Source organism: Arsenicicoccus sp. oral taxon 190 (assembly GCF_001189535.1).
GTDB lineage: Bacteria > Actinomycetota > Actinomycetes > Actinomycetales > Dermatophilaceae > Arsenicicoccus.
In genome coordinates this window covers 2,570,322-2,588,918 of record NZ_CP012070.1, presented here as the reverse complement: position 1 = coordinate 2,588,918, position 18,597 = coordinate 2,570,322, and the positions used below count along the sequence as shown (strand labels likewise).

Below are 18,597 nucleotides of genomic sequence, written 5' to 3'. Positions count from 1 at the left end.
GTCCGCACACGTGAAGAGTCACCATGAGCCGCACAGGTCACCGCGTCGTCGCCGTCACCGGCGCCTCCGGAGGCATCGGTCGAGCCACCGCCATCGAGCTCGCCCGCCGAGGGGCCGACGTGGCCCTCATCGCTCGCGGCGAGGCCGGGCTGGCGGGTGCCGCCCGCGAGGTCGAGCAGGCGGGCGGGCACGCCCTGACGGTGCCCACCGACGTCGCCGACCCGGACGCGGTGCGCGCGGCGGTGGAGCGGGTCGAGCGGGAGCTGGGACCCATCGACGTATGGGTCAACGTGGCCTTCACCAGCGTCTTCGCGCCGTTCGAGGAGATCTCGCCGGAGGAGTACCGCCGGGTCACCGAGGTCAGCTACCTCGGCTACGTCTACGCCACGATGGCCGTGCTGCCGCTCATGAAGCAGCGCGGCCGCGGCACCATCGTCCACGTCGGCTCCGCCCTCGCCTACCGCGGCATCCCGCTGCAGACGGCATACTGCGGGTCCAAGCACGCGCTGCAGGGGTTCCACGAGGCGCTGCGCTGCGAGCTGCTGCACGAGAAGTCCCCGGTGCACGTGACGATGGTGCAGATGCCCGCGGTCAACACGCCGCAGTTCTCGTGGGTGCTGTCGCGGCTGCCCAAGCACGCGCAGCCGGTGCCCCCCATCTACCAGCCCGAGGTGGCCGCTCGGGCCGTCGCCTAAGCCGCGGACCACCCGCGGCGGCGGGAGTACTGGGTGGGCGGCAGCACCATGGGCACCCTCGCCGCCAACGCCGCGGCTCCCGGGGTGCTGGACCGCTACCTGGCATGGGCCGGCTTCTCCTCCCAGCAGAGCAAGCAGGACCGCGGCCCCGACCAGCCCGCCAACCTGTGGGAGCCGGCCGACGCGGACCGCGACTTCGGCACCCACGGCGTCTTCGACGCGCGGGCCAAGAGCTGGTCGAGCCAGCTGTGGGCCTCCCAGCACCACGGCCTGCTCGGGGCGGTGGGGGGCGCCGGTGCCGTGGCCGTCGCCGGGCTGCTGGCGCGACGCCGCTGACCCGAGCGCCGTCGACCGACCCGGGGGCAGCGTCAGGGGCCTCCCCGATGCGCAGGCCGGATCCCCAACAGCACGCCAGCTGCGCGCGTTACTCACACTTCTCCCCGAAGTGTTAGTAACATGCTAGCCGTGGACACACTTCCGGTCCCCGCTCTCGACCGCGAGGACCACACCTGGGTCGCCGAGAGAGACGGCATGTCCTCGCGCGCGAGGACGGCCGCTGCCTCGGGTCCCTACCGTTCCGCCGTCGTACCGGCGATCGCCGTGTACGCCCCCCGCCTTCCGGTCGACCTCGCCGCCGACGCGGAGGAGGCCACCGCCGCGCTGTCCCGGTTCGACTCCTACGCCCGCGCCGTGCTCGGGGCCGACTCCCCCACCCTGGACCCGATGTCGTCCATCCTGCTGCGCACCGAGTCCACCTGCTCCTCGCAGATCGAGAACCTCACCGTCGGCGCACGGCAGCTCGCCCTTGCCGAGATCGACCAGCCCAGCTCCGGCAACGCACGCGTCGTCGTCGCCAACGTTCGCGCCATGGAGGCCGCCCTCGAGCTCGCCGACCAGCTGGACGAGCACGCGGTCCTGACCATGCAGGCCGAGCTGCTGCGCGGCCAACGCGGGTGGGAGCAGCACGCAGGTCGATACCGTGACGGTCTCGTATGGGTCGGCACCAGCGCCCTCACCCCGCGCGGCGCCGCCCACGTCGCCCCGCAGCCCGAGCAGGTGCCCGCCGCCATGAGCGACCTGGTCCGGTTCATGCGCCGCGACGACCTGCCGGTGCTCGTCCAGACCGCCGTCGCGCACGCCCAGTTCGAGACCATCCACCCCTTCGCCGACGGCAACGGCCGCACCGGCCGCGCCCTCGTGCACGCGTTGCTGCGCGCCAAGGGGGTGCTCCGCTCCACCACCGCTCCGGTGTCCGCTGGGCTCCTCAGGGACACCGACGGTTACGTCGACGGACTCACCGCCTACCGCGCCGGCGATGCCCGCCCCATCGTGGAGCGGTTCGCCGACGCCTCCCGCTTCGCTGCCGCGTCCGGTGCCCAGCTCGTCGACGACCTCGCCGCCCAGGTGGACGACGCCCGCCGGCAGCTCCACGGGCTGCGACCCCAGGCCGCGGCATGGCGCGTGATCCCGCACCTGGTCGCGCACCCCGTGCTCAACGCCAACCTGCTGACCACCACCCTCGGCCTCAACCAGATGGCCGCCCAACGCGCCCTCGCCCAGCTCGCTGACGCCGGTGTGCTGCAGGAGCGCACCGGCAAGCAGCGCAACCGCGTCTGGCAGCACCCCGGGATCATCGAGGTCCTGGACGTCTACTCCCAGCAGCTGCGCCGCACCTAGCCCCTGCGACCGAGTCCCGCTGGACACGACGAACCCCGGGCACGACGAACCCCCGGGCACGACGAAGCCCTGGCGAGAGGAAACCTCTCACCAGGGCTTCTCGGTCGGGCTGACAGGATTTGAACCTGCGACCCCTTGACCCCCAGTCAAGTGCGCTACCAAGCTGCGCTACAGCCCGTTGCCCGCGTGCGAGCGACACGTCACCTTAGCGCACGAGCGACCCGGATTCCCAATCAGTCCGGGCGCGCGGCGGCAGCCACCTGGGGCTCCGGCAGCGGCAGCGCGCGCAGCCGCGCGAGCGGGCTCAGCAGCACCAGCCAGCAGGCGATCACGTGGACGCCGGCCATCAGCAGGATCGTCGTCCGGACCCCCACCGTGGAGCCCAGCCAGCCGGCGAGCACCCCGGCGAGCGGCATCGTGCCGTAATTGACGGTCGAGGTGGCGGTCAGGGCTCGCCCGAGCATCTCGCGGGGGACGTACCGCTGCCGCCAGGACCCGCGGACCACGTTGCCCGCCACCACCATGGTCCCGACCAGGATGTAGCCGAGCAGCGAGAGCCACAGCTGGCCGCGCTGCGTCGGCAGCCCGACGAGGAAGGCCGCGGGTGCGCCGAGCAGCAGCACCGTGGACGCGCGTCCGGTGCCGATCCGCCGGGCGAGGCGCGCCCCGACGGCGGACCCGACGACCCCACCGAGGGCCGCGATCATGAAGTACGTGCCGACTCCCCCGTCGTCGAGGCCGAGCCCGACGAGGTAGAGCACCAGCAGCGCGCCATACCCGGTCAGGCCGAGGTTGGACAGGGCCCCGATGACGGCGAGCCAGCGCAGGTAGGGGTCGTGCACGACATACCGGACGCCCGCGGCCACCCGGGCGAGCAAACCCTCCCGCTCCTCCTCGTCGGGCTGCTCCACGCGCCCGGCGCGGATCGCCGTCAGGCACAGGGCCGAGACGATGAATCCCCCGACGGTCACCACGAGCCCCAGCGCGGGCCCGAGCACCGAGGAGAGCCGACCGGCGACGCCGGGCCCGACGACCATGCTCGCCGCCTCGGTCCCGAAGAGCCGGGAGTTGGCGGAGTCGAGCTGCTCGTCGGGCACCACGGCGGGGATGAGCTTGACGTAGGCGGTGCGGAAGAACACCGCGGCGGTCCCGGTGACCAGGGCCGCCACGAGCAGGTGCGGCAGGGTCAGCCGCCCGAGCCACCACGCGAGCGGGATCGACGCGGTCGAGGCCGCCGACACCAGGTCGGCGGCGATCATGACCCGGCGCACCGGCCAGCCGTCGACCCAGGCCCCGGCGGGCAGGCCGACGACCAGCCACGGCAACCAGGTGGCGGCGGTCAGCGCGCCCATCCACCCCGGTCCGGCGTGCAGGTGCAGGACGGCGAGCAGCGGCACCAGGATCGTGCCGGTCGTGGCGCCGAGGATGCTCACTCCCTCCCCTGCCCAGAGCAGGTGGAAGTCGCGGCCGCGGGCGGTGGTCGAGCTGGTCATGGGGCCCTCCTCGGGCAGGACGAGATGGCCGTATGGCGGGTGCGCCGACGGCGTGCGGATGTGGGGGTTGGGCGCGGCTGGCGGTGGTCCCGTCGGCCGCTCGGGGTCACGGCTGGGCCGGGAACCCGCGGGCGAAGACGAAGACGGTGTCGCGCTCGGCGCCGTCGTCGGGGAGGTCGCGGTACTGCCAGCGGTGAAGCACAGCCAAGAGCTCCTCGGACAGCGCGCGCAGCTCGGCGGCGGACAGGGTCAGCCACTGCTGGGTGGCGAACCCTCCGGTGTCGGTCTCGTGGTCACCCTCGGTCGCGAGCACCGCGTCCCGGGCCCGGTCGAACTGGCGCTGCAGGGTCACCAGCTCGGCCTCGTAGGCCGCGGCGCGCGCCGAGGGGTCGGTCATCTCGGTGCGCGACCAGCGGGTGTGGGCGTGCGCGAGCCGCCAGTGCCGCTGGCGGCGGTCCTCGGTGAGGCCGGGCGCCTCCTCGACGAGGCCGGCCTCCGCGAGCACCTTCAGGTGGTGGGAGGCGCTGCCCACGGCCATGCCCACGCGGTGGGCGAGCTGGCTGGCGGTGGAGGGTCCGTCGACCGCGAGGGCGTCGAGGATCCGCGACCGGGCAGGGTTAGCGAAGGCCGCGAGCGCCGTGGCCTGGGTCAGGCGGTGGGCCTCGACTGGGTCGGTGGGAGGCGTCATACGGCCAGCGTAGATCCACAAGAGTAGTTGCACAAGAGCTCTTGTCGAACTGATGACCCCGCGGGAACATTTCCGCCCCGTGACTCGTTGAATGTTCAGCAAGCCCTACGAGAGGAACCCATGACCCCACGTCGCACCAAGGCCTACGCCGACGCCCGCCACCTGCTGCGCAAGCACCAGCAGCACCACGGAGACCTGCGGGGCGTCATCGCCCGCCGTCCCGAGCGCGAGCCCGCCGCCGAGGAGTGACGGGCCGAGGGCCCACAGACCGGCGCGGAGCCACTCCTCATCCCCCTTGGAGCGGCTCCGCGCCTTCTCGTTTGCCGTGACACCGCCTGGCCGCCCGGCTCTCGCGGGCGGCAGCGGGCGTCAGCGGGACTGGCGCCGCCGTTTCTCGCGGACGCGCACCGAGATCTCGATCGGCGTCCCCTCGAAGCCGAACTCCTCGCGCAGCCGCCGCTCCAGGAACCTCCGGTAGCCCGCCTCGATGAAGCCGGACGCGAAGACCACGAACCGCGGCGGCCGCGTGGACGCCTGCGTCGCGAAGAGGATGCGGGGCTGCTTGCCGCCGCGCACCGGGTGCGGGTGGGCCGCGACGATCTCGCCGAAGAACGCGTTGAGGCGCCCCGTCGGCACGCGCGTGTCCCACGAGTCCAGCGCGGTCTCGAGGTAGGGCACGAGCTTGCCGGTGTTGCGGCCGGTCATGGCCGAGATGTTGACCCGGGGCGCCCACGCCACCTGGACCATCTCCCGCTCGATCTCCCGCTCGAGGTAGTAGCGGCGCTCCTCGTCGACGGTATCCCACTTGTTGTAGGCGATGACCAGGGCGCGGCCGGCGTCGACGACCTGCTGGATGACCCGGATGTCCTGCTCGGTGAGCGGCTCGCCGGCGTCGACCAGCACGATCGCGACCTCGGCCTTCTCCAGCGCCGACTGGGTGCGCAGGCTGGCGTAGAAGTCCGCGCCGCGGGTCTGGTGCACCCGGCGCCGGATGCCCGCGGTGTCGACGAACCGCCAGGTGGTGTCCCCGAGTCGGATCAGCTCGTCCACGGGGTCGCGGGTGGTGCCGGCGACGTTGTCGACGACGACGCGCTCCTCCCCCGCCAGGCGGTTGAGCAGCGAGGACTTGCCGACGTTGGGGCGGCCGAGCAGCGCGACCCGACGAGGGCCGCCACGCTCGTAGGCGCCACCGACCTTGGACACCTCGGGCAGCACCCGCAGCACCTCGTCGAGCACGTCGCCGGAGCCGCGGCCGTGCAGCGCCGACACCGGCCACGGCTGGCCCAGCCCGAGCCCCCACAGCATCGCCGCGTCCGCCTCGCCGCGCTGGTCGTCGACCTTGTTGGCGACGAGGATGACCGGCTTGCCGGAGCGGCGCAGCATCTTGACGACGGCCTCGTCGGTGTCGGTGGCGCCGACGGTCGCGTCGACGACGAAGAGCACCGCGTCGGCCAGCTCGACGGCGACCTCGGCCTGCTCGGCGACGCGCAGGTGGATGCCCGTCGCGTCGATCTCCCAGCCACCGGTGTCGACCAGCGTGAACCGCCGCCCGGTCCACTCGGCCTCGTAGGCGACGCGGTCGCGGGTCACGCCCGGCACGTCCTCGACGACCGCCTCCCGGCGACCGAGGATGCGGTTGACCAGGGTGGACTTGCCGACGTTGGGTCGCCCGACGACCGCGAGGACCGGCAGGGGCCCGGTCGCGCCGTCGAGGTCCTGGCTGCCGGGCTCGGCGTCGATGAGCGCGCGGTCCTCGTCGGTCAGCTCGAAGTCCTCGAGCCCGGCCCGCAGCGCCTGCTCCACACCCTCGTCCAGGGTCGAGTCCACAGGGGTCTCGTCGAGACGCTCCTGGGGGGTGGGGTGGTCGTGCTCGGTCACGTCAGAGGTCCTTCAGCAGTCTGGTCCGTATGCCGCGGAGCGGGCACCGGCCTCCCATTGTCCCTCATCCCCGGTCACCGCCCGACCTGGTGACGGGCGGGGAGGGATGTGACGACGGGCCCGAGGACGGCCGGTCGGCGTGCGCCGCGGCCACGCGCCTCATGCGGACGAGCAGCGACGCTGCGGGCGAGACCTTGCCCGACGCGTAGGTCGACAAGCGGGACGGCGACGTGCCGATGCGTGCCGCGAAGTCCTTCCGGGACAGGCCGCTGGCGGCGATGAGGCTCGTGACCTCGCTGGCCACCGCCCGCGCCTCGGCCTCCTCGGCCGCGGCGCGCGCAGCGGCGATGGATCGCTGCAGCAACGGCGTCACGCCATACGGCTGCTCGTAGCCGAAGTAGTCCTCCAGGGATCGTGCGACCGGGCCCCAGGGGTCGGCCTGGACGGCGCTGTGGATCCGCCGCCAGTCGCTCAGGCCGCCGCGCTCGACCGCAGTGACCAGCGCCTCGTAGGGCCAGGTCTCCACCGGGTCGCTCGGCCGGGCATCGACGTTGCGGAAGGCGAGCGGCATCACGCACCTCGTTCCAGCATCGCCGTGGCGAGCTCCCCGCACGCCCGCTCGACGACGGACCAGTCGTGCCACCTGGGCACGAGCCCCTTGTAGCGCGGCAGCTCCCGGATCGTGCGGGTGTCGCGCGGGTCCGGCTGCGCGAGGCGCTGGGCGACGATGGTCGACACCGCCCCCGGTTCACCAGACCGGTCCATGTAGTAGTCGTCGATCCCGAGCAGGGTCCGGACCGCTCTCTCGCTCCCCATGGCCTCGGCGAGAGCGACGACGTCGAGGTAGTCCCGGGTCTGGTTGCGCTGCACCACGAGGTAGGCCTTGACCCGCAGGGTCTCCTCGATCGTGGGCACGGTCAGCCGCTGGCCGCCCGCGATCTCGACGACGGCGACCTCCAGGGCGCGGGAGCGGCGTAGCTGACGCAGGCCGGCCTCGACCCCGTCGAGGGTCCCCAGGATGGTGAATGGTGGGGACGAGGCGCGGACGCTGGTGGCCCAGCCGTCGCTGGCCTCCACGGCGTCCAGAACCGCGCCGTATCGCTCGGCGAGGTCGGGCAGGACGTGGTCGTGGTCGTAGGACGCGCGGTGACCCGCGTAGTACGCGGCTGCGCTTCCGCCGACCAGGACGGCGTCCGGCACCAGCAGCTGCAGCCGAGCGGCCGACTGCAGCACCCGCTCCAGATCCTCATCCACAGCATTATCATATCCGATAACCACAGGCCGGCGGGAGAGAGCGGACGGGGGTCAGCCTGCCTGAGCGCGGCGGCGGCCGACCTGCGACATGGGTCGCCCGGGAGGGTGGCTACCGGGGAGGGGCCGCTAGCGGGGAGGGGTGGCGGCGACGTGGTCGCGCAGGCGCTGGTGCACCTGCAGCGTCGCGTCCCGCAGCCGCTCCCGGCCGGGCAGGGGCCGACCGTCGTCCCGGGTGCCGGGCCGCACCACGAAGGGCTCGCCGAAGGCCACGAGGATCCGCGCGCGCGGCCGCGGGAGCGCCCCCGCCCCCCGCCCGGCCGGCCGGGTCCCGCGGCAGGCCACTGGCACGACGGTGGCCCCGGACTGCAGCGCGAGCCACGCGGCGCCCTGCTGGATCGACTCGACCTCGCCCGCGCCGCGCGTCCCCTCGGGGAAGACGCCCACGCACTCCCCCGCGTCCAGCACCTCCCGGGCGGCCGCGAGGGCGCGACGGTCCCCCGTCGAGCGGTCGACCGGGATCTGGCCGAGCGCGGTCAGGAGGCGACCGACGAGCCCGGCATACAGCTCCTGCTTGACCAGGAAGTGCGGCACCCGAGGGCACAGCGACGCCACGAGCGGGCCGTCGAGCACGCCGCTGTGGTTGGCGACGAGGATGACCGGCCCCGAGGTCGGCAGCTGCGCCTGCCCGAGCACGGTGACGCGGTAGGCGAGGCGAAAGATGCGGTCGAGGACGGGGTGCACACGGCGCATGAGGGGTCGGGCGGCGAGCGGGCGGAGCGAGTCAGTCACGGATGCGCCCCATGGCCGCGGCGATCTCGTCGAGCACGGCCTCCACCGACCCGGCAAGGGTCAGGTCGGAGGTGTCGATGGTGGTCACGCCGGGCGCCGCGGTCAGGAAGGTCGACACCGTCGAGTCGTCGCGGTCGCGCCGCACGACCTGGTCGCGGGTGGCGGCCACGGCCTCGGCGGAGGCGGTGCCGTGCAGCTCGGTGGAGCGGCGACGCAGCCGCGCCTCCTCCGAGGCGACCAGCAGGATCCGCACGTCGGCGTCGGGGGCGACGACGGTGGTGATGTCGCGGCCCTCGGCGACGATCCCGCCGAGGTCCCGGCCCACGAGGCCGATGATCTCCCGCTGCCTGCGGCGCAGCTCCGCGCGGACGGCCAGGTTGGTGGCGACCTGGGAGACCTGGGTGGAGATCTCGGTGGCGCGGATCGGTATGCCGATGTCCTCGCCCGCCACCTCGACGGTCGGGGACGCGGGGTCGGTGCCCATCGCCAGCGGCATCGCGAGCACCGCCTCGGCGACGCGCTCCTGGTCGCCGAGCGGGAGCCCCTCGCGCAGGCACCACCAGGTGGCGGCGCGGTACATCGCGCCGGTGTCGAGGTAGCCGTAGCCGAGGCGCTGCGCCGCGAGGCGGGACACGGTGGACTTGCCCGAGCCGGAGGGTCCGTCGATGGCGACGACGACGAGGTCCGGGCCGTTCATCTGGTCCTGAGGAGACGGGGGACGCAGGGTGGGCTCGGGGCGGCTCGTCATGGGCCGGACTCTAGTGGATGCGCCACCCGGCGGACCCGAGGTGGTCGCGCAGCCGGTCGGCCACCGCCGGGAGGACGGACACCTCGGCGAGCGCGACCGGGTGGCCGACCGCGTGCTCCAGGTGGAGGTCCTCGAGGTTGATGTCGGCCTCCCCCATCGCCGCGAAGAGCCGCCCGAGGGCGCCCGGCTCGTCCGGCACGACGACGGTGACGACCTCGTAGGTCGTGGGGGCGCCACCGTGCTTGCCGGGCACGAGGGCCCGGCCGCGGTTGCCGTCGTCGAGGAGGCCGGCGAGCACGGCCCGGGCGCCGCGGGCGTCCTCGCCGCGCGCCAGCTGGTCCAGCGCCTGCACGGTGACGGCGAGGTCGTCCTGGACGCCGCGGAGCACGTCGCGGACCCCCGCCGCGTTGCCGGCGAGGATCTGGGTCCATAGCAGCGGGTCGCTCGCGGCGATCCGGGTGACGTCGCGCAGGCCCTGACCGGCCAGACCCACGGCGTCCTCGGCCTGGTCGCGCAGCCGGGCGGCGGTCAGCGTCGCCATGACCTGCGGCAGGTGGGAGACGGTGGCGACGGCCGCGTCGTGGTCGGCGGCGCTGAGCTGCACGACCTCGCCCCGGGCCGCGCGCGCCAGCGCGACCACCCGCTCCACGGCCTCGTCGCTGGAGGCCGGCGTGGGTACCACGACCCACGCGCGCCCCTCGAAGAGGTCGGGCCGCGCCGCCACCGCCCCGGACCGCTCGCGCCCCGCCATCGGGTGGCTGCCAACATACCGGCTGAGGTCGCCGCCCCGGGCGCGCACGCCGTCGGCGACCACCCCCTTGACCGAGGCGACGTCCGTGACGACGGCGTCCGGCCAGCGCTCCAGCTGCTTGGTGACGACCTGGGCCGCGACGTCCGGCGGGGCCGCGACCACGACGACGTCGGGCGGCAAATCGTCCAGCTCGCCCGCGCCGAGGTCCCGGGCGAGCAGCGCCGCGGTCGGCGACGGGTCCTGCAGGCTGACCTGCCACCCGGCCGCGCGCAGCGCCAGCCCGACGGACGTGCCGATCAGGCCGGTGCCGACGATGCGGGCGCGGCGGGACGGGCCCGCGCTCACAGCTGGGCGGCCTCGTAGAGCGAGGACACCTCGGCGCGGGTCAGCGCCCGCATCTTGCCCGCCTTGAGGTTGCCGAGGCCCACCTCGCCGACCTTGATCCGCACGAGGTGGATGACGGGGTGACCGACTGCCTCGAGCATCCGGCGCACGACGTGCTTGCGGCCCTCGTGCAGCACGATCTCGACGACCGCCTTGCCGGGCGAGGAGTCGACGACCTTGAAGGAGTCCGCGCGGACCGGGCCGTCCTCGAGCTCGACGCCGTCGCGCAGCTGCTTGCCGAGGTCGCGGGGCAGCGGCCCGGGCACCTGGGCGAGGTAGGTCTTGGTGACGCCGTAGGCCGGGTGCTGCAGCCGGTGCGCGAGCTCCCCGTCGTTGGTGAGCAGCAGCAGGCCCTCGGTGTCCTGGTCGAGCCGACCCACGTGGAAGAGCCGCTGCTTGCGGCCCTCGCCGAGGTAGTCGCCGATGTCGACGCGCCCCAGCTCGTCGTGCATCGAGGTGACCACGTTGAGCGGCTTGTTGAATGCCAGGTAGACCTTGGTCTCGTCGAAGATCACCCGCACGCCGTCGACGTGCACCTGCTGGGACGCCGGGTCGACGCGGACCCCCATGTCGGTGACGACCTGGCCGTCGACCTGGACGTGGCCCTCGGCGATGAGGTTCTCGCAGGTGCGCCGCGAGCCGATGCCGGCGGCGGCCAGCAGCTTCTGGAGGCGCGTGCCCTCAGGGTTGTGCACGTCGACGTAGGGCTCGGTGCTGCGGGCGGGTCGCTGCGGGCGCTGCGGGCGCTGCGGGCGCTGCGCGCGCTGGTCGGGCTGGGGCCGGCCACGGCCCTGCCCCGCCACGCGGCCACCGGCTCCCGTGCCGCGGCGCGGGCCGCCACCCCGGAAGCCCCCGGCGCGGGGACCGCCCTGGCGACCGGCACCCCGGCCCCCTCCCTGGCCACCCTGGCCGCCGCGACCTCCCTGGCCGCCACGGCCTCCCTGGCCGGATCCGGAGGACCTGTTGGACTGCGGACTCATGGTCAACGCCCCTGTTCTGCGATCTCGTCGAGGATGTCAGAGTCTGGCAGGTACGGCGCCAGGGCCGGCAGCTCGTCCAGGCTGGTGAGGCCCATCCGCTGCAGGAAGTAGGGGGTGGTCCCGTAGAGCACCGCTCCCGTCGCCTCGTCGTGCCCGGTCTCGGTGATGAGGCCGCGCGTCATGAGGGTCCGGATCACGCCGTCGACGCTGACCCCGCGGACCGCGCTGACCCGCGCCCGCGACACCGGCTGGCGGTAGGCGATGACGGCGAGGGTCTCCAGCGAGGCCTGGGTCAGCTTGGCCCGCTGGCCGTCGAGCAGGAACTTCTCCACGGCCGGGGCGTAGTCCGGCCGGGAGTAGACCCGCCAACCGCCGGCGAAGGCCCGCAGCTGCCAGCCGCGGGCTCCCTCGTCGTACTCCCGCGCCAGGTCGACGAGCTGCTCGTGCACCTGGTCCTGCGGCACCTCGAGGGCCGCGGCGAGGGTGGGCTCGTCGATGGGCTCCTCGACCACCATGAGGACCGCCTCGAGCGCGCCGCGCAGCCCGGCCGGGAAGTCCCGCATGTCGAACCGCGCCTCGACCTCCACCTCGACCTGAGCCTGATCGGAAGCCTCCAGACCGTCGACCTCTACCTGAGAGTCAGTCATGCCTCTCACCTTTTCCGGTCGTCTGACCAGCACGTATGCCGCCGTCGCGCAGCCACTGCACCGCCATCGCGCGCTCCTCGTCCTCCGACGGGGCACCGTCGCGGTCCGTCACCGACTCGCCCTCCACCACCGGTGGCGGCTCGTCCCCCTCGTCGAACTCACCCTGGATCTGCACGTCCTCGCGGTCCTCGCCGGTCCACCGGACGTCCAGCTCACCGAGCGGCTCGGCCTGCTCGAAGGCGACCACGGCCTCCTTGAAGAGCTCCAGCAGCGACAGGAACCGCGCCACGATGACCAGGGTCGAGTCGGCGTCGGCCACCAGGGACCGGAAGGACATCGTCCCCCGCGACCGCAGCCGACCGACGACGAGCGCGGCCTGCTCGCGCACCGACACCTGGGGGGCGTGCAGATGGGCCAGCCCGACCGTCGGCGGCTCCTTCGGTGTCAGCGCCCGCGCCGCGATCATGGCGAGCTGCTCGGGGGTGATGGTCATGACCAGCTCCGGCAGCAGCGACGCGAACTGCGGCTCGAGCCCCGCCTGCCGCGGGGTGATCCGGCCGTGGGTCGCCATACGGTCCGCGAAGGTGCCGGCGATCTGCTTGTAGGCGCGGTACTGCAGCAGCCGGGCGAAGAGCAGGTCGCGGGCCTCGATGAGGGCGAGGTCCTCCTCGTCGTCCGGCCCCGCGCTCGGCAGCAGCCGGGCCGCCTTGAGGTCGAGCAGGGTGGCCGCGACGAGCAGGAACTCCGAGGCCTGGGACAGGTCCCAGTCCTGGCCGCCCTGCTCGGCGGCCCGCTGAGCGGCGCGGATGTGAGCGATGAACTCGTCGGTGACGGTCGCCAGCGCGATCTCGGTGATGTCGAGCTTGTGCTTGCTGATCAGACCCAGCAGGAGGTCGAACGGCCCGTCGAAGTTGGCGAGGTGCACCTCGAAGGGGGTGGCCGCAGCGCGGCGGGTGATCACCCCTCCCGGGGTGCTCGCGGCCGAGGCGTCGGTCATGACGCTCAGGCGGCACCACCGCGCGCGATGAGCTCCCGCGCCAGCCGGCGGTAGGCCTCGGCCCCGCTGTGCGCCGACGCGTAGGACGTGATCGGCTCGGCGGCCAGGGTCGCGTCCGGGAACTTCACCGTGCGGGAGATGACGGTGTGGAAGACGACGTCGCCGAAGTGGTCGACGACGCTGCGGACGACCTCTCGCGAGTGGAGGGTGCGGCCGTCGTACATGGTCGCGAGGATGCCGTCGATCTGCAGGCGCGGGTTGAGCCGGTCGATGATCTTCTCGATCGTCTCCACGAGCAGGGCCACGCCGCGCATGGCGAAGAACTCGCACTCCAGCGGGATGATGACGCCGTGCGCCGCGGTGAGGGCGTTGACGGTGAGCAGGCCGAGGGACGGCTGGCAGTCGATCAGGATGACGTCGTAGTCGTCCATGACCGGCCGCAGCACCCGCGCCAGGATCTGCTCGCGGGCGACTTCGCCGACGAGCTGGACCTCGGCGGCCGACAGGTCGATGTTGGCGGGCACCACGTCGACGCCCTCGGTGCGGGTGGGCTGGATGACGTCGCGGACGTCCAGGCCCCGCTCGACGAGCAGGTTGTAGATCGTCACGTCGAGGTCGTTGGTGCGGATCCCGAAGCCGACGGAGAGCGCGCCCTGCGGGTCGAAGTCGACCATCAGCACCTTGCGCCCGAGCTCGGCCAGCGCCGCCCCCAGGTTGATGGTGGTCGTGGTCTTACCGACGCCACCCTTCTGGTTGCACATGGCGATCACGCGCGCCGGGCCGTGGCTGGTCAGCGGCGGCGGCTCCGGGAAGTCAACCATCGGCCGACCGGTCGGGCCCATCGTCCCCTCGAAGACCCCGTCGGTCCCGGGGAGGACGTCGTGACGCGGCGACTCGTAGGTGCTCGGCTGAGGCTGGGTCTGGTCCGGGTGGCTCACCGGTCGATCATCTCCCACGCTCGTGCGGCGGTCTGCGTCGCGCAGATCAGTCAGACGTGACCTTACCGTGACCACGGTGCGTGATCACACTTCGGTCACGTGGCGACCTGCGCCAGCGCCACGGCGACCTGCAGCGCCACCTCGTCGACCACGTCGGGACCGGAGCCACGAGCGACGACGGCGGCACAGCTGCTCCCGGCGGACCCGTCGAGGCTCCAGGCCTCCACCTCGACCACGGAGCTCCCCCACCAGAACCTCGCGAGCCGCGCCTCGAGCGCCACCCCCGGCACGTCGTCGACGCTCCCCCGACCGGTGCGGACGACCTGCTCCGCACACTCCCTGGCCCGGGGGCTCCAGCGGGCACGGGCTGCGTCCGCGTCACGCCTCTCCCGCTCGAGGTCCGCCTCGTCCGGCTCGGGCATCGGGTGGTCCGCCTGCCACCGGGCCAGCTCCGCGGCGTCGAGCGGCTCCTCGGTGAGCGGCACGTATGGCGCCGACCCGCGCGGCAGCTCGGTGCCCATCGGTGGCATCGGCGAGCGGCGACGGAGGTACCGCTGCGCCGGGGGCAGCGCCCACCACACCAACCACTCGGGCAGCATCACACCCCTCAGGCTAGCGGCGCCTCACCGGGCCCGCGGGTGCGACTCGGCATACACCTCTCGCAGTCGCTGCACGGTGACCAGCGTGTAGATCTGCGTCGTCGTGACCGAGGCGTGGCCGAGCAGCTCCTGGACGACCCGGACGTCCGCGCCCCCGTCGAGCAGGTGGGTCGCGAAGGAGTGCCGCAGCGTGTGCGGCGAGACGTGCTCGCTCAGCCCGGCGCGGGCGGCGGTCGCCTGGAGGACGGCCCACACGCTCTGTCGGGACAGCCGTCGTCCGCGCTGGTTGAGGAAGACCGCAGCCCCGCCGGATCCCCTGGCCGCGAGGGTCGGGCGGGCGCGGACGACATACGCCGAGAGCGCCTCGCGCGCGAACGAGCCCAGGGGCACCAGCCGCTCCTTGCCGCCCTTGCCGAGCAGCCGGACCACGGCCTCGTCGTCCGGCACGTCCGCGCCGGGGAGGTCGTCGAGGTCCAGCCCGACGGCCTCCGACACGCGGGCGCCGGTGGCGTAGAGCACCTCCAGCAGCGCCCGGTCGCGCAACGACTCGGGAGGGTCACCCACCGAGGCCGCGTCCAGCAGCCGCTCGACCTCGCCGATGCCGATCGCCTTGGGGAGCCGGGTGCCGGTCGCCGGCGGGCGCACCTCCCGGGCCGGGTCGACGGCGGTGACCCCCTCGAGGAGCAGCCAGCGGTGCAGCCCGCGGACCGCGATGAGGGTGCGAGCCGCCGAGGACGCCGACAAGGGCCGCCGGGCGGGAGCGTCGCCCTCCCCCGGCGCCGACGTGCGCAGGTGCGCGAGGAAGGACGCAACGTCCTCCTCGCGCACCTGGGCGATGTCGGGGGCGCCTCGCTGCTGCAGGTAGTCCTGGTAGCGGCGCATGTCCCGGGAGTAGGACGTGAGCGTGTTGGCGGACACGCCCCGCTCCACGGTCAGGTGGTCCAGCCACCCGCGGATGGCGCGCTCCGGCGTCAGCGCAGCACCTCGTCGAGCTCGACGCACTCCATGTCGAAGGCCTCGGCGACACCGTGGAAGGTGACGTCGCCGTCGTAGGTGTTGAGGCCGAGCGCCAGCGCGTGGTCACCCTTGAGCGCGTCGCGCCAGCCCTTGTCGGCGAGCGCGACGGCGTAGGGCAGCGTGGCGTTGGTCAGGGCGTAGGTCGACGTGTTGGCCACGGACCCCGGCATGTTGGCGACGCAGTACATCGTGGACCGGTGCACCGTGAAGACCGGGTCGGCGTGGGTCGTCGGCCGCGAGTCCTCGAAGCAGCCGCCCTGGTCGATGGCGATGTCCACGAGCACCGAGCCGGGGCGCATCTGCGAGACCAGCTCGTTGGACACGAGCTTGGGGGCCTTGGCGCCGGGCACCAGGACCGCACCGATGACGAGGTCGGCCTCCCGGATGGCGTTGGCGACCTCGAGGGCGTTGGAGGTGATGGTCTGCATGTGCCCGTGGTAGATCGCGTCGAGGTAGCGCAGCCGCGCGACGTTGATGTCGAGCATCTTCACGCGGGCGTGCATGCCCACGGCGATCTGCGCGGCGTTGAGGCCCGCGACGCCGGCACCGAGGACGACGACGTTGGCGCCCTGCACGCCCGGGACACCGCCCATCAGCACGCCGCGGCCGCCGTTGGTCTTCATCAGGTAGTAGGCGCCCACCTGGGACGCGAGCCGGCCGGCCACCTCGGACATAGGCGCGAGCAGCGGCAGCGACCGGTCGGGCAGCTGCACGGTCTCGTAGGCGATGGCGGTGACCTTGCGCTTCTTGAGCTCCTCGGTCAGCGGCCGGTCGGCGGCCAGGTGCAGGTAGGTGAAGAGCGTCTGACCCTCGCGCATCCGGTGGTACTCGGCCTCGATGGGCTCCTTGACCTTGAGGATCATGTCGGCCTGGGCCCACACGTCGTCGGCGGAGTCGATGATGGTGGCGCCGGCGGAGGTGTAGTCCTCGTCGGTGATGGACGAGCCGAGCCCGGCGCCCTTCTCGACCACGACGTCGTGGCCGTGCACCACCAGCTCATGGACGCCCGAGGGGGTGATGGCCACCCGGAACTCGTTGTTCTTGATCTCGCGGGGGATGCCAACCTTCATGACTGCTCCTGTCATATCCGGGGACGCCGTCGGCCCCGATCGCTCCTGCTCCCTGCACCGTGGCGGTGGCCAGGTGCCTCGCATCCACGAGTCTAGCCACGGCCATGTCGTGCGCCCATCGGGGGTGGGTCTAGGGACACTGGGGCGCATGAGCCTGTATGCCGAGACCCCCTCCCGCCGCCTCGCCCAGGTGCTGGGCGACCTGCTGCTCCTGGCATGGATCGCCGTGTGGGTGTGGGTCGGCCGGCTGGTGCACGACATGGTGGTGGCCCTGGCCGAGCCGGTCGTGGGGATCGAGGGCCGGGCCACCGACCTCAGCCGCACGCTGCGGGAGGCGGGGGCGTCGGTGAGCGACGTCCCGCTGGTCGGCGACCGGTTGCAGGTGCCCTTCGAGCGGGCGTCGGGCACCGGGGACGGCATCGCGCGCTCCTCCGCGGACCTCGTGCAGCGCATCCACGACGTCGCCACCCTGCTCGGCGTGCTGCTCGCGGCGATCCCGATCCTCGTGGTGGGGCTGCTGTGGGTATGGCGCCGGGTGGCGTTCGCGCGGCGGTCGGCGGCGGCGCAGCGGTTCGTGGACGCCGACGCCGACCTGGACCTCTTCGCGCTGCGGGCCATCGCCGGGCAACCGCTGCCGGTGCTGGCGCGGATCAGCGACGACCCGGCCGGCGCCTGGCGGCGGCGCGACCCCGAGGTGGTGCGGCAGCTCGCCGTGTTGGAGCTCGCGCACCACGGGCTGCGGCCCCCTGCCGGCACGCCGGCGGCCCCGCCGCGCTGACGCGACCGGAGGGCGGCTGTGGTTGCGGCTGGCGCTGCGGCGCCCGGCCGGCTCGTCGAGCGTCGGCCCCGCACAGATCGGTCACGAATGCCACGTCAGATCCGCTCAGACGTGGCAGGTGTGACCTGTCTGTGGGCCGCTGGGCCGGCCGCGCCGGCGGCTCGCGCCGCGAGGACGGCCAGGTGCTCGCGCAGCTCCGGCGGTGACCGCACCTCCACCTCGTCGGCCAGGCGCAGGACGTGCCAGGCCGCGGCGGCCAGGTCGTCCGCCCCCGCGGTGAGCACGCAGTGGTCGGGCCCGTCCGGGACGACCGTGCCCATGGTGGCGGGCACCTGCTCGCGGACCTGCTCGACCGAGGCGGCGAGCCGCACCACGACGCGGTGGCGGTACCCCTCCACGCCGATGGACCGCTGGACGTGCTCGGCCGGGTCGGGGCAGTCGCGCGGCACGAACCGCCAGGTGGTGACGTGGATCCGCGACATGCGGTCCACGCGGAAGACGCGCCAGTCGTCCCGGTCCAGGTCGAAGGCCAGGAGGTACCACCGGCGCCCGGCCACCACGAGGTGGTAGGGCTCGACGCGCCGCTCCCCCTGCCGGCCCGTCCGCGTCCGGTAGCCGAACCGCGCCTGCAGCCGGCCCCGGGCCGCTGACGACAGCGCGGTGACGGCCCCCACGTCGACCCGCTCGCCCCCGGCCGGCAGCGTCACCGTCGTCGTCTGCAGCGCTGCCACCTGCTCGCGCAGCGGCGCGGGCATCACCTGCTCGAGCTTGCCGAGAGCCCGCGCCGACGCCTCCTCGATGCCCTCGACCGTCGCCTGGGTGGCCAGCCGCAGCGCGACGCCGAGCGCCACCGCCTCGTCGTCCTCCAGCAGCAGCGGCGGCAGCTCTCGCCCCGTGACCAGGCGATATCCCCCGCCGGAGCCGGCTGTGGACTCCACCCGGTAGCCGAGGTCGCGCAGCCGCAGCACGTCGCGCCGCAGCGTCCGGTCGGTGACGGCGAGCTCGTCGACCAGCTCCCGACCGCTCCACACCGGCCGGGACTGGAGCAGGGACAGCAGGCGCAGCGCCCGCGCGGTGGTGTCCGCCATACGGCACATCCTGCCGGAGATCGCGGACAGAAGGTGTCCGCATGGGTGGAGACCGTGGAGCCATCCACCCACGGCGCCGAGATCGCCCTGGTCCGAGACCTCTACGACCACCGAGACACCCTAACC

At 73.5% G+C, this 18,597-nt stretch carries 21 protein-coding genes and 1 tRNA gene; 5 read left to right on the top strand and 17 right to left on the bottom strand.

Going from position 1 to position 18,597, the window contains the following annotated elements; translation table 11 throughout:
• Positions 1–23 precede the first annotated feature (23 nt).
• The 3 genes from ADJ73_RS12025 to ADJ73_RS12020 all read left to right on the top strand — a co-directional run bounded on the left by ADJ73_RS12025 (position 24) and on the right by ADJ73_RS12020 (position 2,372).
• On the top strand, positions 24–695 hold the full coding sequence (locus tag ADJ73_RS12025; protein WP_216593632.1) for an SDR family oxidoreductase: 672 nt from the start codon (positions 24–26) through the stop codon (positions 693–695).
• A 33-nt stretch (positions 696–728) separates the two neighbouring features.
• The gene (locus ADJ73_RS17330) at positions 729–1,031 is read left to right on the top strand and encodes a hypothetical protein (protein WP_216593631.1); all 303 of its coding nucleotides are present in this window, start codon (positions 729–731) and stop codon (positions 1,029–1,031) included.
• A 129-nt stretch (positions 1,032–1,160) separates the two neighbouring features.
• Complete coding sequence (locus ADJ73_RS12020; RefSeq protein ID WP_253272564.1) at positions 1,161–2,372, top strand: Fic family protein; 1,212 nt, start codon at positions 1,161–1,163, stop codon at positions 2,370–2,372.
• A 104-nt stretch (positions 2,373–2,476) separates the two neighbouring features.
• Here ADJ73_RS12020 and ADJ73_RS12015 read toward each other — a convergent pair.
• The 3 genes from ADJ73_RS12015 to ADJ73_RS12005 form a co-directional block, all read right to left on the bottom strand.
• Positions 2,477–2,550, bottom strand: a tRNA-Pro gene (locus ADJ73_RS12015).
• A gap of 55 nt (positions 2,551–2,605) precedes the next feature.
• Positions 2,606–3,865, bottom strand: coding sequence for an MFS transporter (locus tag ADJ73_RS12010; RefSeq protein ID WP_050348451.1), 1,260 nt, complete (start codon positions 3,863–3,865; stop codon positions 2,606–2,608).
• A 106-nt stretch (positions 3,866–3,971) separates the two neighbouring features.
• The gene (locus tag ADJ73_RS12005) at positions 3,972–4,553 is read right to left on the bottom strand and encodes a winged helix-turn-helix domain-containing protein (RefSeq protein WP_050348450.1); all 582 of its coding nucleotides are present in this window, start codon (positions 4,551–4,553) and stop codon (positions 3,972–3,974) included.
• Positions 4,554–4,673: 120 nt separating this feature from the next.
• Here ADJ73_RS12005 and ADJ73_RS17725 point away from each other — a divergent pair, with 120 nt between their 5' ends.
• A complete protein-coding gene (locus tag ADJ73_RS17725; protein WP_301280696.1) occupies positions 4,674–4,802 on the top strand; it encodes a hypothetical protein in 129 nt (42 codons plus the stop codon).
• A gap of 120 nt (positions 4,803–4,922) precedes the next feature.
• Here ADJ73_RS17725 and der read toward each other — a convergent pair whose 3' ends face one another.
• The 13 genes from der to ald all read right to left on the bottom strand — a co-directional run bounded on the left by der (position 4,923) and on the right by ald (position 16,605).
• Positions 4,923–6,380 (bottom strand): ribosome biogenesis GTPase Der, encoded by a 1,458-nt coding sequence (gene der / locus ADJ73_RS12000; RefSeq protein ID WP_050349432.1) that lies wholly within the window; start codon positions 6,378–6,380, stop codon positions 4,923–4,925.
• A gap of 115 nt (positions 6,381–6,495) precedes the next feature.
• Positions 6,496–7,002 (bottom strand): helix-turn-helix domain-containing protein, encoded by a 507-nt coding sequence (locus ADJ73_RS11995; RefSeq protein WP_156188221.1) that lies wholly within the window; start codon positions 7,000–7,002, stop codon positions 6,496–6,498.
• Positions 7,002–7,685 carry a hypothetical protein gene (locus ADJ73_RS11990; RefSeq protein WP_050348449.1) on the bottom strand — a complete coding sequence of 228 codons (684 nt, stop codon included), beginning with the start codon at positions 7,683–7,685 and terminating at the stop codon, positions 7,002–7,004. Before ADJ73_RS11990 ends, ADJ73_RS11995 begins: the two co-directional genes overlap by 1 nt.
• A gap of 126 nt (positions 7,686–7,811) precedes the next feature.
• Positions 7,812–8,474: a lysophospholipid acyltransferase family protein gene (locus tag ADJ73_RS11985; RefSeq protein WP_082176964.1), complete on the bottom strand. Its 663-nt coding sequence runs from the start codon at positions 8,472–8,474 to the stop codon at positions 7,812–7,814.
• Positions 8,467–9,222 carry a (d)CMP kinase gene (gene cmk / locus ADJ73_RS11980; protein ID WP_441293933.1) on the bottom strand — a complete coding sequence of 252 codons (756 nt, stop codon included), beginning with the start codon at positions 9,220–9,222 and terminating at the stop codon, positions 8,467–8,469. Before cmk ends, ADJ73_RS11985 begins: the two co-directional genes overlap by 8 nt.
• 10 nt (positions 9,223–9,232) lie before the next feature.
• A complete protein-coding gene (locus ADJ73_RS11975; protein ID WP_050348447.1) occupies positions 9,233–10,318 on the bottom strand; it encodes a prephenate dehydrogenase in 1,086 nt (361 codons plus the stop codon).
• Positions 10,315–11,337 carry a pseudouridine synthase gene (locus tag ADJ73_RS11970; RefSeq protein WP_050348446.1) on the bottom strand — a complete coding sequence of 341 codons (1,023 nt, stop codon included), beginning with the start codon at positions 11,335–11,337 and terminating at the stop codon, positions 10,315–10,317. The genes ADJ73_RS11975 and ADJ73_RS11970 overlap by 4 nt, the downstream gene beginning before the upstream one ends.
• A 2-nt stretch (positions 11,338–11,339) precedes the next feature.
• Entirely contained in the window at positions 11,340–11,984 is a 645-nt protein-coding gene (gene scpB, locus ADJ73_RS11965; protein ID WP_050348445.1) for an SMC-Scp complex subunit ScpB, read from the bottom strand.
• Positions 11,977–12,981 carry a segregation and condensation protein A gene (locus ADJ73_RS11960; protein ID WP_082176963.1) on the bottom strand — a complete coding sequence of 335 codons (1,005 nt, stop codon included), beginning with the start codon at positions 12,979–12,981 and terminating at the stop codon, positions 11,977–11,979. The genes scpB and ADJ73_RS11960 overlap by 8 nt, the downstream gene beginning before the upstream one ends.
• A gap of 5 nt (positions 12,982–12,986) precedes the next feature.
• On the bottom strand, positions 12,987–13,823 hold the full coding sequence (locus ADJ73_RS11955) for a ParA family protein (RefSeq protein ID WP_082177169.1): 837 nt from the start codon (positions 13,821–13,823) through the stop codon (positions 12,987–12,989).
• Positions 13,824–14,014: 191 nt separating this feature from the next.
• On the bottom strand, positions 14,015–14,521 hold the full coding sequence (locus ADJ73_RS11950; protein ID WP_156188220.1) for a hypothetical protein: 507 nt from the start codon (positions 14,519–14,521) through the stop codon (positions 14,015–14,017).
• A 21-nt stretch (positions 14,522–14,542) separates the two neighbouring features.
• Entirely contained in the window at positions 14,543–15,436 is an 894-nt protein-coding gene (locus tag ADJ73_RS11945; protein WP_253272563.1) for a site-specific tyrosine recombinase XerD, read from the bottom strand.
• A gap of 53 nt (positions 15,437–15,489) precedes the next feature.
• Entirely contained in the window at positions 15,490–16,605 is a 1,116-nt protein-coding gene (gene ald, locus ADJ73_RS11940) for an alanine dehydrogenase (protein WP_050348442.1), read from the bottom strand.
• Between the two features lie 148 nt (positions 16,606–16,753).
• Here ald and ADJ73_RS11935 point away from each other — a divergent pair, with 148 nt between their 5' ends.
• The gene (locus ADJ73_RS11935) at positions 16,754–17,383 is read left to right on the top strand and encodes a hypothetical protein (RefSeq protein WP_050348441.1); all 630 of its coding nucleotides are present in this window, start codon (positions 16,754–16,756) and stop codon (positions 17,381–17,383) included.
• A 95-nt stretch (positions 17,384–17,478) separates the two neighbouring features.
• On the opposite strand, the gene ADJ73_RS11930 is transcribed toward ADJ73_RS11935, so the two are convergent.
• On the bottom strand, positions 17,479–18,471 hold the full coding sequence (locus tag ADJ73_RS11930; protein ID WP_050348440.1) for a helix-turn-helix transcriptional regulator: 993 nt from the start codon (positions 18,469–18,471) through the stop codon (positions 17,479–17,481).
• Positions 18,472–18,597 lie beyond the last annotated feature (126 nt).

Bases quoted from the DNA above. Each gene is read 5' to 3' on its own strand.
- ADJ73_RS12005 (WP_050348450.1), bottom strand. From the start codon at position 4,553: ATGACGCCTCCCACCGACCCAGTCGAGGCCCACCGCCTGACCCAGGCC.
- ADJ73_RS11955 (WP_082177169.1), bottom strand. From the start codon at position 13,823: ATGGGCCCGACCGGTCGGCCGATGGTTGACTTCCCGGAGCCGCCGCCG.
- ADJ73_RS11930 (WP_050348440.1), bottom strand. From the start codon at position 18,471: ATGGCGGACACCACCGCGCGGGCGCTGCGCCTGCTGTCCCTGCTCCAG.
- ADJ73_RS11995 (WP_156188221.1), bottom strand. From the start codon at position 7,002: ATGCCGCTCGCCTTCCGCAACGTCGATGCCCGGCCGAGCGACCCGGTG.
- ald (WP_050348442.1), bottom strand. From the start codon at position 16,605: ATGAAGGTTGGCATCCCCCGCGAGATCAAGAACAACGAGTTCCGGGTG.
- ADJ73_RS17725 (WP_301280696.1), top strand. From the start codon at position 4,674: ATGACCCCACGTCGCACCAAGGCCTACGCCGACGCCCGCCACCTGCTG.
- scpB (WP_050348445.1), bottom strand. From the start codon at position 11,984: ATGACTGACTCTCAGGTAGAGGTCGACGGTCTGGAGGCTTCCGATCAG.
- cmk (WP_441293933.1), bottom strand. From the start codon at position 9,222: ATGACGAGCCGCCCCGAGCCCACCCTGCGTCCCCCGTCTCCTCAGGAC.
- ADJ73_RS11935 (WP_050348441.1), top strand. From the start codon at position 16,754: ATGAGCCTGTATGCCGAGACCCCCTCCCGCCGCCTCGCCCAGGTGCTG.
- ADJ73_RS11970 (WP_050348446.1), bottom strand. From the start codon at position 11,337: ATGAGTCCGCAGTCCAACAGGTCCTCCGGATCCGGCCAGGGAGGCCGT.
- ADJ73_RS11960 (WP_082176963.1), bottom strand. From the start codon at position 12,981: ATGACCGACGCCTCGGCCGCGAGCACCCCGGGAGGGGTGATCACCCGC.
- ADJ73_RS12025 (WP_216593632.1), top strand. From the start codon at position 24: ATGAGCCGCACAGGTCACCGCGTCGTCGCCGTCACCGGCGCCTCCGGA.
- ADJ73_RS12010 (WP_050348451.1), bottom strand. From the start codon at position 3,865: ATGACCAGCTCGACCACCGCCCGCGGCCGCGACTTCCACCTGCTCTGG.